Annotated in this window: 12 protein-coding genes; 9 read left to right on the top strand and 3 right to left on the bottom strand. The window is 32.8% G+C overall.

Annotated features, from left to right (window positions below; genetic code table 11):
- Positions 1 to 41 precede the first annotated feature (41 nt).
- Together GQ594_RS02425 and GQ594_RS02420 are read right to left on the bottom strand one after the other, a co-directional pair.
- A complete protein-coding gene (locus tag GQ594_RS02425) occupies positions 42 to 1187 on the bottom strand; it encodes an iron-containing alcohol dehydrogenase (RefSeq protein WP_160411320.1) in 1146 nt (381 codons plus the stop codon).
- 37 nt (positions 1188 to 1224) lie between these two features.
- Positions 1225 to 2040, bottom strand: a complete 816-nt coding sequence (locus GQ594_RS02420) for an SDR family oxidoreductase (RefSeq protein WP_160411470.1) — start codon at positions 2038 to 2040, stop codon at positions 1225 to 1227.
- Positions 2041 to 2175: 135 nt separating this feature from the next.
- Here GQ594_RS02420 and GQ594_RS02415 point away from each other — a divergent pair, with 135 nt between their 5' ends.
- Positions 2176 to 3060: a LysR family transcriptional regulator gene (locus GQ594_RS02415; protein WP_160411319.1), complete on the top strand. Its 885-nt coding sequence runs from the start codon at positions 2176 to 2178 to the stop codon at positions 3058 to 3060.
- A gap of 235 nt (positions 3061 to 3295) precedes the next feature.
- Here the strand turns inward: GQ594_RS02415 and GQ594_RS02410 are convergent, their stop codons facing one another.
- Positions 3296 to 4399 (bottom strand): phosphoethanolamine transferase, encoded by a 1104-nt coding sequence (locus GQ594_RS02410; protein ID WP_160411318.1) that lies wholly within the window; start codon positions 4397 to 4399, stop codon positions 3296 to 3298.
- A 720-nt stretch (positions 4400 to 5119) separates the two neighbouring features.
- On the opposite strand from GQ594_RS02410, the gene GQ594_RS02405 reads away from it, so the two are divergent.
- The 8 genes from GQ594_RS02405 (at position 5120) to GQ594_RS02370 (ending at position 13572) form a co-directional block, all read left to right on the top strand.
- Complete coding sequence (locus tag GQ594_RS02405) at positions 5120 to 5335, top strand: Flp family type IVb pilin (RefSeq protein WP_160411317.1); 216 nt, start codon at positions 5120 to 5122, stop codon at positions 5333 to 5335.
- Positions 5336 to 5477: 142 nt separating this feature from the next.
- Positions 5478 to 6785, top strand: coding sequence for a CpaF family protein (locus GQ594_RS02400; RefSeq protein WP_160411316.1), 1308 nt, complete (start codon positions 5478 to 5480; stop codon positions 6783 to 6785).
- A complete protein-coding gene (locus GQ594_RS02395) occupies positions 6782 to 7708 on the top strand; it encodes a type II secretion system F family protein (protein WP_160411315.1) in 927 nt (308 codons plus the stop codon). The genes GQ594_RS02400 and GQ594_RS02395 overlap by 4 nt, the downstream gene beginning before the upstream one ends.
- Positions 7709 to 7711: 3 nt before the next feature.
- Positions 7712 to 8584, top strand: a complete 873-nt coding sequence (locus GQ594_RS02390; RefSeq protein ID WP_160411314.1) for a type II secretion system F family protein — start codon at positions 7712 to 7714, stop codon at positions 8582 to 8584.
- 28 nt (positions 8585 to 8612) lie between these two features.
- On the top strand, positions 8613 to 10046 hold the full coding sequence (locus tag GQ594_RS02385; RefSeq protein ID WP_160411313.1) for a tetratricopeptide repeat protein: 1434 nt from the start codon (positions 8613 to 8615) through the stop codon (positions 10044 to 10046).
- Between the two features lie 47 nt (positions 10047 to 10093).
- Positions 10094 to 10957 (top strand): hypothetical protein, encoded by an 864-nt coding sequence (locus GQ594_RS02380; protein ID WP_160411312.1) that lies wholly within the window; start codon positions 10094 to 10096, stop codon positions 10955 to 10957.
- A 2-nt stretch (positions 10958 to 10959) separates the two neighbouring features.
- A complete protein-coding gene (locus tag GQ594_RS02375; RefSeq protein ID WP_160411311.1) occupies positions 10960 to 12390 on the top strand; it encodes a type II and III secretion system protein family protein in 1431 nt (476 codons plus the stop codon).
- Positions 12391 to 12408: 18 nt separating this feature from the next.
- A complete protein-coding gene (locus GQ594_RS02370; RefSeq protein ID WP_160411310.1) occupies positions 12409 to 13572 on the top strand; it encodes a hypothetical protein in 1164 nt (387 codons plus the stop codon).
- Positions 13573 to 13588: the final 16 nt, after the last annotated feature.

Below are 13588 nucleotides of genomic sequence, written 5' to 3'. Positions count from 1 at the left end.
TGAAGATGATTTTTGATAAAAGATGGTGCAAGTACAACGGATCACTTCGCTAAATCAAAAATCCCCGCAATAACTTGCCGACTATAAACATCACTCATTTGCCAATCAATCGCATTTTGCGCTGCGTTATCAATCACCCGTTTTAAGTCATGCTCATTTATATTAAGTTGCCCAAGCGTGGTTGGTGTGCCGATTTTGTTAAACCAAGCTCTTAATGCTTCAATACCTTGTTCAGCCGTTGATAAACCAAAAATCTCTTTAGCAAAACGTTGGAACTGTTTGGGGTTACGGTTGTGATACCATGTCATCCAAGCAGGCATAACTACCGATAATCCCGCACCATGAGGGACATCACAAATGGCGCTCATAGCGTGTTCAATCATATGGTTTGGGTAGCTAAATCCTGCGGTACCGACATAAGTTATACCATTTAAAGCTAATGTTGCAGCCCAAGCAAATTCACCACGCGCCTCTAAATCCATTGGATCTTGTAGTAACTGTTCAGTTGTGCGCATGACGGTTTTTATGTTGGCTTCGATTTGTAAATTAATCAATTCGGGTTGCACAGTTGCGGTGAAGTATCCCTCAATAGAATGCGCAATAATGTCAGCGGCAGAATAGACTAGATAATCACGGCTGATGGTAGTTTGTAATTTAGGATTAATCACTGACACTTTCGGAAACAAACTAAAACCATGAATTGGATATTTTTGTTTTGTATCTTCGTTGGTGATAACGCCGCCATTGTTCATTTCGCTACCGGTTGCTGCGAGTGTCATGACATCAAAAATATTAAGCGCTTTGGTTACTTGGGTTCCAGTAAAAAAATCCCAAACATCGCCATCGTACAAACTACCAGCTGCGATCGCTTTTGCGCTATCTAAGCACGATCCACCACCAATGCTAAGTACACTATCAGCACCAAATTGTTTAGCTATTGCAATCCCTTCACGAACTTTGCTTAAAACAGGGTTGCTTTTTATTTTACTGCATTCGGTAAATTCAATGCTGTTTTCGCGTAGACTGGTTGTGATATCATCAAATAAACCAGACTTTTTAATGCGATCACTGCCAAAGAGGATAACGACTTTTTTTGCGCCAAACGCTTTCATATAGCGCCCTATGTTTTTTTCTTTATCAATACCAAACTCTATACGCGTTGGATTTTGAAAACTGAATTCATGCATGATTTATTCCTTTAGATAATATAATGTTCATTCAAAATTAATTGTTGTTATCCCACCAATATTTTGCTGTGGCGCCACCATCGATTAATATGTCACTGCCTGTTATATAGGCCCCTTTATCTGACATAATAAATTCGGCAAGATTAGCGATTTCGTCAGGTGTACCACCTCGGCCAGCGGGAAGTTGTTTTAGCATATTGCGATAAAAGTCCTTGCGTTCACCATTAAGTTCGTCATTTGCTAATGGTGTGTGGATAATGCCTGCGCTAATACAGTTTATTCTGGCACCACGATGCCCCCATTTAACCGCTTCCACTTGCACTTTTATAGCGTTGCCACGCTTGGCCAGTTGATAAGCTTTTAAGGTATCGTTAACGTTTTTTATAAATGGTAAATCAAGCAAAGATTCTGTTGGGGTTAAGGCTAGGGCTTGGGTTTGTTCTTGTGTTAGTGGTGCTAAGCGGTGCGAAGATTGTGAACCAATGACTAACGCTGAAGATCCTTTTTCCATAACAGGGGCAAAAGCATCTAATAATAGTGCATTGCCGTATAAGTCAACGTTAAATATTTGGGCTACAGATGCTTGCGATGGTGATACCCCAGCCGTATTCACTAAGCCCATTATTTTGCCTAGTTTTGTGGCTGTTTCGACTAATTTGTTGACCGATTGTGGGTTTGATACATCGCAAGCTGTGGTGTGCACATTAAACCCGGCATTGCGTAGTTGTTGTGCTTGATGTTCTGCATGTTCTGGGTTTTTGTCGGCTAATAGAAGTTGTTTGCCTATTGCTATGCGTCTGACGATCGCAATGCCTATCGCACCTGATCCACATAATACAATCACGTCTTTTATCATGATCTCCCCCTTAATTTTGTGGGTTATTTATTTTGGATGTAATTAGTTGCTATTTTAACGAGGGCTTTTATTGAGATAAATAGGGGCTTGTTTTATAGTGTAGTGAATTAAATTCACGAATAGGGACTGATTATGTATAACCTAAATGAGTTGAATTACTTTATTACCGTGGCGCAGACGTCTAGCTTTGTTAAAGCTGGGCAATTGTTGGGAGTGACTTCATCAGCACTGAGTCATAGTATGCGAAACCTAGAAACTCGGTTAAATCTGCGTTTATTTAATCGCACCACGCGTAATGTTTCACTGACCGAAGCAGGTGAACAGCTATATCGGCAAATTTCGCCGTTATTTGATTCTATTCATCAAGAAGTTGATGCGTTAAGTCATTTTGTTAATACGCCATCAGGAACAATCCGAATTAATGCCCCAAGCATTGCGGTTGAACAGATCATTTATCCTAAATTACGCGACTTTTTGCCCCGTTATCCACAAATTAAAATTGAAATTCAAGCCGATAATAGCTGGGCGGATATTGTTAAACAGGGCTTTGATATGGGATGTCGTTTAGGGAGCGATATCGCTAAAGAGATGATTGCCGTAAAAATATCCCCGCCATTAAAAATGGCCTTAGTCGCTAGCCCCCATTATTTGCAGGAAACGTCTGAACCAACATCCGTTAACGATCTAGATAATCACCGTTTAATTGGTATGCGAATATCTTCGGAGCATGGTATCGAATTGCCGTGGGAATTTTTACAAGCAGGCAAAATGGTTAAATACCATCCGCACTCGCAATTTATGATTAATAACCATTTACGCAAGCAAGCAGCATTAGATGGTTTAGGTATTACTTGGCTTGCTGATTCTAGTGTTGAGCAAGAATTGGCATCGGGTCAATTAATTGAGTTGTTGGCCGATTTTGCGATTACTTATGATTCATTTTACCTTTACTACCCAAGTCGCAAAGGGCATTCGAATGTTTTTAAGTTGATTGTTGATTTGTTAAAGTGTGAGTAATTTACTTAATTAATATCTTGAATTAAAACGCAATTATTGTTGAGTGTGATGCTTTTACTTGTTTTATCTGCGATGATTATCTAACTTCGTATAGTAATTCAACGGTTTTAGTGGCAATAGTTAAGTTCAGAATATAATGATAAAAAAGGGGGCAGTTAGCCCCCCCCATTTAATGTTGTATAAAATCTATAATAGATATTCCTAACTCATTACTCAACGTATAACAAGTAACAACTTAATGTTTGTTAAGAATTTCTGAAAAAGGTCTGACAGTACTATTAGGCATAAATACGCGATCATTGCTTTTTTCTTTATCAAGGATAGTCTGATCAATCTCATAACCCAGAAGATTAGATAAAATATATTTATTCATCAGGCCACTTAAATAGCCAGTTTCTCCTCGAAACGACTCAATAAACTGGCAGTTATAGTTCGGATTGGTTGATATAAACATAAAAGGGATTAGAAACTGATCAACGTTGTCCCCTATACCATGCCCAACATTGACAATTTCACCATGATCCGAGGTATAAATTATTGTATAGTTATCACTGTATTTATTGATAACATCATACAACTCCTTAACCGCACGATCGGTATGATGAATAGTCAGATCATATTCTTCGGCATCAGGTAAAGCCTGTTTATCAATATCATCATAACCTGTTGCATAAGGTTGATGGCTACCACGTAAATGTAAAAAAATAAATTTTTTCGGAGAATTATCTTTTTGTAGCGTTTCTTCTAATAATGGACTTAAAGTAGTATCAAGACGGTTTTTACTAAAAGACACAACATCGCTTTTACGTGCAATAAAACCAAATTTAGTATTAAATGTCCCTTTAATTGCTTGCCCAGCCGATGCTAACCAATAGGTTTTGTAATGATTGGATTTAGCCATTTCAATAATCGATTTATTATTAAATAAATTATCATCACTTTCAGGTGTATTAAATGAAAGTGTCATGGGTATCGAATCTCGAGTAAAGGCGGCAGCTGAATGACTGTTTGGAATAATACATCCCTCATTTTGGCTAAAAATGTTGGTCATCAAAGGCGTAGTTTGCTTATGATATCCATAGGAACTATAGCGATTAACGAAAGAAGATTCCCCCATGATAAAAACGATCAAGTCATTAACTGGTTTGTTAGGAGGTAAAATAACCGCTTCATTGAATTTTTCTATTTCATGAGTATTTGAATAAATATCTGTTGAAGTGTAACTAGCTAAAATATAGGATAAATCACCCAGTACTGCAGGGAAAAATTCACGAATGATAATTGCACCACCTTTAAGGTAACCTTTTTTAATTTCGGGTATTATTGATGTTTGTTTCATTAGATATAAATTACTCCCTAACACCGCAAAATATAAAAATAGAGGGATATAAAGCTTAAATTTAATAAAAATTAGTTTTTTAAAAATAAACAAAATAAAGACAGTTGCGATAAATGCAGGACCCATTATGACTAGAGTTTGCTTAGCCATTGATAGAACTTCGTGAGAATTAGTCTCAACAATAGAATCAAGCACACCTTCTGATATTCTTTCTCCATAAAAAAAGAAATAACTGATTTCAGATAAAAAAAGAAATAAAAATAAAGCGCCAAAAGCTACAATAAGGTTATGATGGCTACAAACACATCTATGTATTAACAGAATAAAGCATAAAGTTGTTATTATTACTATATAAAAAAGAATATCTTCCAAAAAAGAAAGAGAGCTAGAGCTAGAGCTAGAGCTAGAGTTAGTAATATAGCTAAAAGAAATACTAATTAAAGTGTAAATTAATAGCAAAGTTAAGCGTTGATTTATTTTGATTCCATATGATTTCATAATGACTCTTTAATTATTAAAATTTTTATTATGAATAATTATAATAATCGGTTATTTTTATTGCAAATAAATTAATCTCAATGGGGAAATATTATAATTAATTGAATTTTTATTGATTAGATACTAGTCATTTTTATTAAAATAGTATACTATGTGAAAACTTCTTGAAAAAGAGGTATAAATAAATAGTAAAATTTAAGAAATATTTAAAGGAGAAAAATAATGATGTATTTATCAGCAGTCCGTGCTCAAACAAGAGCTTTTTTAGGTAAATTTGTTAAAAGTGAGAAAGGTGTTACAGCGATCGAATATGCAATCGTTGCCGCTGGTGTTGCCGCTGTTGTATTTGTTATCTTTGGGAATTCAGGTCCAGTCAAACAAATGTTAGATGGCGTATTCAATAAATTAAGTAGTAGAATGAGTAGTATGATCAGCTAACCCTTAAAAGCTAAAATAAGCAACATAGTATCTTAAACATATATTTTGAGGATGCTATGTTGCTATTTTGGGTGAAAGTGAGGTCTCTAGCTTAAGAAAAAACTAGTGACTGTTGTTGATATTAAAATAATATAGTAATGTTATGGCTAATGAAGAATCTAGATTTTCTAAAGAATGGGGTAAGGTTCGTGACTTGGTTTTTCAAGTTATTGACCTTGACTTAATTGAGCAGTTAAGGACAGAACCCAACCGGGTCTTGCGTGAAATTCAAACAATAATCAGAGATATTGTTAATTCTGGCAATGCTTATATTACTGCTGATGAATCTAGTGTATTGGCAGGTATGATTTGTGATGAGATTGTTGGTTATGGTCCAATTGACTCCTTGATGAAAGACGAATCAGTTAACGATATTTTAGTTAATGGTCCTTATAGTATTTATGTTGAGCGTGGCGGAATTCTTAGTAAAACTGATAAATTTTTCATCAACGAACGTCAACTGCTGGATATTGCAAGGCGTTTAGTCAATAAAGTTGGCAAAAATATCGACGAGGCACATCCTCTTATCGACTCACGAATGCCCGATGGAAGTCGCCTTAATGTTGTTATCCCACCAATTGCCATTGATGGCACCTCGATGTCAATTCGTAAATTTGGTACTGGTCGCCGAACGTTCCATGACTTAATCAACTATGGGTCACTAAATGAAGACATGGCTAATTTTTTAGTGATTGCAGCTCGTTGCCGAATGAATATTATTATTTCAGGAGGAACAGGTTCTGGTAAAACGACGATGCTTAATGCGTTGTCTGGATTTATTGGTGAAAATGAGCGCACTATTACACTCGAAGATGCTGCTGAATTAAGGTTGCAACAAGACCATGTACTTAGAATGGAAACTAAATTAGGTGGTGAGGATGGACGTGGAAGAGTAACCATGCAAAATCTATTAGTTAATGCATTGCGGATGCGACCTGATAGAATTGTTTTAGGTGAGTGCCGAGGTGAAGAAGCTTTTGAGATGCTTCAAGCAATGAATACTGGTCACAATGGTTCAATGTCAACGTTACATGCTAATAGTGCTAAAGATGCTTTATCCCGACTAGAAAGCATGATTATCATGGCTCAGCCAGAGTTACCTATTGTTGCAATTAGGCATTATATTTCTTCCTCTATTAACTTTATTATTCAAGTTTCTCGTCTTCCTGATGGACAACGTAAGGTAATGAGTATTACTGAAGTTATGGGGATGGAATCTGAAAATATTATTACTCATGATGTGTTTAAATTTAAAATTCATGATGAAAGAGATGAACAAGGTAAGATTCAAGGCGAATTTATTTGTAATGGATTAGTTAGGCGCTCTGCACTTTATGATAGTGCTCAATATTATGAAATGTCAGATACATTAGAAAAGTTAATGTTAAATGCGGTAGGTATAGAAGTATGATTCTAATTCTTTCTATTGTACTTATTTTAGTTGCCATTATAAATATTTTTACATTGGGTCGTCGTAAGGGGCGATTGCAGGTTTTTTATAATGTTGAAACTAAAAATACTTCGTTATCTAGCTTGGTTGAAAACCAGTTATCTCAGCAGCGACAGTCGTATTGGAAGCGTATTAGCTTCGATTTTGGAATAACGATTAGATCCTATTACAGTTTACTTATAATAGGGCAGTCTAAAACGCAGTTGTTTATTTACATTTTTGTAGGTACAGTTTTGGGTATCATACTGAATCAAAGTTATATTAATTATAATAGTTATGTTGCGGTTTTAGTCAGCTTTATTTGCTCGATCGCTGTAGTGATCTTTATTAAAAAGAGAAAGTTGAAAAAAGAGTTTTATGAAACATTTCCTGAAGCGTTAAATACTATTGCAGGGGTTGTATCATCGGGGGGAGCGATAGTAACAACTTTTAAAACGTGTGGAAACACTATTAGTGGTATTGTTGGGAAAACTATGAAGGATGTGGATAGCCGAATAGAAATTGGCGAAAATATTGAAGATGTCTTAATAAGATCTTATTTACGGCTTCCTTTTCCAGAATATTACTTTTTTATTTTAACTGTAATGGTGAATCTAGATAGTGGTGGAGAGTTAAAAGAAGTTCTTTCTCGTTTAGCAAAAATGTTAGCAAGTAATAGAATTTTAAGTAAAACAAGAGACGGTAAAACTGCTGAATTAAGAATGAGTATGAGGATATTAGGTTGTATGCCTTTTGCTTTTGCTCTTGTTCTTAAATTTCTTTCAGAGGATAATTATAAATATTTAGTTGATACAACGGTTGGTCACTATATCTTTTATTATGTTATTGGTAGTGTGGTTGTTGGTATTTTCATTATAAAGGGGATGATTAGCAGGATCATTTAAATTATGATTAGTTTACTAAATATATTAATTCCTATTATTTTAATTTATATTGCAGCTAGAGAGTTAGCCAACTTTTATTTATTGTATAAAAGAAGAGAAAAGCTTAATTTACTATTAAATAGTGAAACCCAAGAAAATAAAACAGCTAAAAAGAATATTAATCAGAATAATCTTGCTTTTGAAAAAATTGCTGCAAAAAATAGTATAAGCCTAAATTTTTTGCGTCGCTTTCAAGAGCAAAATACTTGGAAGATTTATGCTGTTGTTATCGTATTTTCGTTTTTTTATCTTATAAATCAACTGTTTTCTTTTATTGAAGTTAGTTCTAATGGATTAATAATAATGCTAGTTCTCATTATTATTGCAGTTATTGTTTTACCAGATAGGTTGGTAAAAAGACAAACAGCAAAAAGAATTGCAAGGATTTCAAGAGACTTACCATTGGTCATTGATATGATGGCTATTATGATAAAATCTGGCATGACAGTTGAAAATGCTTTTAGGTATTTAAGCACTAGAGTAAAACCAATTAATAAAGATGTGGCAGCTATTTTAGAAAGGGCTTGTTTAATGATGGACGTCAATGGGATTGAACTTTCTATTGACTTAATTCTGCGTGAAGTACCTTGTAAAGAGGTTAGAATGTTTTGCATCACTTTAAAAAGAAGTATTAGTTATGGTAATTCTATTTATGATGCTTTATTAGAGTTATCAGCTGAAATCAGAGAGTTGCAAAGATTGAACATAGAAGAAAAAATAGCTGCTATTGCGGCTAAAATGACAATACCAATGATGGCATTCTTTTTAGCACCTGTTCTTGTTATTGTTGCAGGACCTGTTGTCATGAATATTATATCAGTAATGGGCAATCTTTGAGTAATAAATAATTAAGGATCTAGAGATAATGAATGATTTTTCAAAATGCTGTAAATTAAGAACGTTAATAAATTCAAAGTTTCTTGTGGTATGTTCAGTGTTGTTTGTTGCTACTGGATGTCAAAATAGCACTATCAAATATGATTTAAATGAGAAACAAAAAATTTATATTCATGAAACAACGAAAAATTATGGTGGTTTAATCGAACTTTATAAACAACGTTTGCAACGTTCAGATAGCGAAGATACAAGATATAAACTTGCTCAAGTCTATTACCTGTCTAATGATTATGAAGCGGCAAAAAGAACATTAACTCCAGTCCTAAATAAAAGTAAAAATGATAATCTTTTTGTTTTATATGGTCATGTTGAGTCAAAAATGGGAAATAACGACATAGCATTACAGTATTTAGACAAAGCAATCACAATTAATCGTAAAAATGGTGAGGCATATAATGTAAAAGGTATTGTTTTATTAAAGAAAAAACAATATGATGCGGCACGGTATTCGTTCAATCTAGCTAGAGAAAATTTTTATGACGAGAACAAAGTCACAAATAATCTAGCAATGCTATCAATTTTGAACAAAGACTATAATGAAGCTTACAAGCATTTAAATATTTTATATACAAAAGGATATCGTGACCAAACTATTCTTCATAACTTGCTTTATACATTAGTTAAATTAAATAAAATGCAATTAGCTAAGTCATTTTGTTTAGGGCATCGATTATCTAATGAGCCTGAAATTTTAATCCAAGAGTTAAAGCAAGTCGAGCCAGTTGATGCGATTAAATTTAATGAAATTGTGCCAACGCAAAGTAATAATCAAAAACAGTATACAATTGAAAAAATAGCATCACAGCAAATTACTAAAGCAGGTAAAGCTGTTAAACCTGGAAAGATAACTAATTTGCCATCTACTAATAAGTCACAGATTAGCGCTAAATTATCGAAAGTCACTAAATTGAAAACCGATACAGAACCTGAATCTAAAACAGAAAAAGAAGAAGCTTCTCAACAATCTATGGTAAGTAATTCAGTAACTTCTGATAATAAAACAAGTTCTAAGAAAAATAATCTAGTTAATCAAGTAACGACTACGTTGAATATTTTAGCTGTCCGATCTGGAGAACACAAAGCATTTAGCCGAATCACCTTTGAAACAGCTAATCAATTGAGCAAAAATCAATATAAGATTGAAAAAATATCACCAACAGAATTTAAATTATCATTTTATGATGTAACGCTACCTAGCAAAGGAATAAATCATATCATTAATCTAATTTCTCGTAGTGATCGTGATTTTGCTAGTGTGACAGGAACTTTAACTGCGGAAAATACATTAATTCTGCAAATAAAAACTAAAAAGGACTCAATTGTGAAAGATTTTGACGCAGGTCCTAATTCTAATGGTAGAGCACATTGTTTTGCCTTTGATTTTTATTCAGAAAATAAATAAGTGCAAAAAAAATAATAACAATAAATATAAAATCTTACGGAGCTTGCATGAAACAAAAAAAAATAATTATTCTGTATATATTAATGCTATTTGTCGGACTAGCATTACTTTTTACAAAATCATCTCCTACACCTGTTGCTGAACCAGTGGTTCAACCTCAAGTTGAAGTTAAAGAAAAACCGAAAACAGAGAACATAACAGTAGCAGTTGCAAAACACGATATTAACAAAAAAACAATTTTGACTAAGGATGATTATTATTTTAAATCAATAGAGATTGCTATTGGGTCTAATGAAAAATCTAAATATATAGGTGATGCGGATGAAATTGATGCTTATGTCACTAAAAATAATATTTCGAAAGATACGATTATAGAAAGTAACTTTATAGCTTCTCCTAATTCAGAAGATTATATATTGTTAGCTCTAAAGGAAGGAAACTATATGTTTCCGTTTAAATTAGATCAATTTGATTCTTATTTGGTGAAAAATTTAAAAGGTGGCGATCTTGTTGATCTTTACATATTTTATAGTGATGAAGAATTGGCAAATTCTAATGCTAAAAATTATAAAGAGAGTAAATTAGTTTCACCTAGTGATGATTTTATAAAAAATCGTATAAAGCCGATTATTGTAGGTAAAAAAATTCTTTATATTGATGTTGGTGAAGAGATTGACCAAAAATTTCAGAAGAATGATATTGGTAAAATCCAGTTAGAGCTTTCAAATCAAGAAATTAAACTGCTAAGAACACTTATGACAAATTCTAAAATCATAATGTATCCGAGTACTTATGAAAGAAATATTGATGATGGTTTACGTTTGTTAAGTGATAAAGAAAAAAACTGGCCATTAACTGATAAAGCTATTTTTTCAAAGAGAAAACAGATTAATTTACTAAAAGGTAACTAAGAATGTTAATAAAAGTTAAACCAATTATGAACATAATCAATAAGCTAGTTTGCTTATTATCAATTAGCTTTTCTTCATTGGTTTTTGCTAATACACATAATTTGCAAATAGGGCAAAGTAAAACTATTGCTTTACCTGAAAACGTGGGCACGGTTTTCATCAGCCAAGATACTGTAGCGAATTATGAGCTTATTGATGGTAAATCATTAATTATATATGGTAAGTCAAATGGTAAAACCAGCTTGTTGGTTTATGATGATGCAAATAATATTATTATTAATGATACTATTAATGTTGATCCGCTTTTATCTCAAATTACGCATAGACTGGCACAAAATTTTCCAAATAGCAGTGTAACAATCGATCGTTATGATAATGGTGATCCAAATGGTAGATTTGTTTATGTATTAAATGGCACTACACCAGATACTACTACAAAGACTAAAATTATTACGCTTGTAGGTTCACTCGTTGGACAAAATGCAGAGCGTATAAGAAGCAAAGCATCAGATGAATTCGGAGATAGGGAACTTACATTTCAGGATTATTATGTATATAACAATATTATAGATAATATTAGGGTGATTGAAGAGTACCAAGTAAATGTAAAATTGACATTTGTTGAAGTTAGTAAAAAATTTACTGATTCATTAGGTATTGAGTGGCAAAGTTTAACATTAAATAGTATGGGTAAAGGCACCGATTTTGCTTCGAACAATATTGGTGAATTTACGTTATTAGGTTTAAAAAAAGGATTTGATATCCATAATATTACTACAATGATTCGCGCAATAAAAAATGATCAATTAGCTAAAATTTTAGCGCAACCTAATTTATCTGTATTATCTGGTGAAAATGCATCATTTCTAGTTGGTGGAGAGATTCCCATTGTAACTAAAAACAAAGATGGTGATGCGAATGTTACTTATAAAGAATATGGTATTAAATTAAACATTAGTACTAAAGTAAATAATGATAAACGTATTAGATTATTTATTAATAATGAAGTAAGTTCCGTAGCTGGTTCATATGCTTTTAATAATTATAATATACCAACCTTACAAACTCGAAGAACAAGTTCTACCATTGATTTATCTGATGGGGACAGCTTTGTAATTGCGGGATTAATTAATGAACAAGACACAGAAACATTATCTCGTATTCCTTTTGTTAGTGAGATTCCTATTTTAGGTGCATTGGCTCGTAGCTCCTCAACAGGTCGTGAAAAGACTGAAATGGTCGTATTTGCGACTGTTAATTTGGTTACACCAAATAATAGCTTTAGTGGTGTAGAGTTACCGATTCTAGAACGAACAGATGTGATTAACAGTTTCTTTAATATTAAAAATAATATGGATAAACAACGACGAAAAACAATACCCGTGTCTAATGAAAGTGAAAAGTTTATTAGCGATATGGGTTTTATTGAATAAAATATTAGTGAGATTCTTATGCAATTATTTGGTAATAAAAAAGATAAAGATATATTAAAAGGACAATCGCAAGAATTTGTAGTTGGACGTATCTCTGGTTTTCAGGTCGCTATTTTAAGTAAAAGAACTGAATTGGTAGAAAGTATTCGTTCCGTACTTTTCCTTTACAACGTATTAGGTATGGAGATCTTTTCGTTAGATTTATCTGATTTAAAAGAAGATTCATGTTGGAATAAGTATGATGCTATTATCTTGGATATTAAAGACGAAGATGATGCTGAACTATTATCGGAAAATATTAATCGTTTTTTTCCAATTCAAGCATCTACAATACTTATTGGTAGCCATGATTCAATTCAGTTTTCTGAATTTTTGTTAAAAAAAGGGATTTATTTTTTATTAGAAAATAGTCAATTAGAGAAAATTCCTGATATCTTACACACAAGAAGTATCACACCACCGGGTTCAAGCCTAAGAGTAGGTAGCGTTATTACATTTTTAGGTTGTAAAGGGGGAATTGGTACATCGTCATTAGCGGTTCATACGTTAAAAAATATCAGTTCATTAACAAACTACCCACTTCTTTATATTCAAGGTGCAACAACAAGCCCTAATGCTGATTTTTTGTTTGAAGCACCGATACCTCAAGATGGTTCATTAGTTGATGTAGAAATGTCTTTGCAGGTAAAAGTTGAATCTACTGATAAGGCTTGGAAATATGATGATTTGAATTCAGGTCAATTCAATATTACTATTATTGATCAAAATATGGCGTTACCATCTTCATTTAAACATTTTGATGATATCGTCAAACTTTCAAATATTGTTTTCATTGTAATAAATAGAGATCCTTTCTCAGTTAAAGTAGCTAAAAAGCTTCTAGAAGAAATTTCGCGTGCTACTACACAAAATTCTGATTTATTGAATAAACGTTTTTTAGTTTGCTTAAATGATAATTTCCCTTATGATAAAAAAAGTGCTTTACAAAATGAGGATATTGAAGAATTCTTAGGTAGAAGTATCGATTTTACGCGTAAATTTATCCCAAGAATGGATAAATTTCAAAAAGCACATAGTAGTAGTGAAATAAGTGAAATAGCTATGGCCATTATCGGTAATAAAACAATCAAAAACAATAAGCAAAAAAAATCTTTTTCAATATTAAAGAAAAAGAAAGATTAATCCTTAATATAATAGA

Origin of the sequence: Gilliamella sp. Pra-s52 (assembly GCF_009795805.1) — a bacterium.
In the GTDB taxonomy this organism is placed as follows: Bacteria; Pseudomonadota; Gammaproteobacteria; order Enterobacterales; family Orbaceae; genus Gilliamella.
Note: the sequence above shows the minus strand (reverse complement) of the source record. Positions and strands in the feature narration are given on the sequence as shown.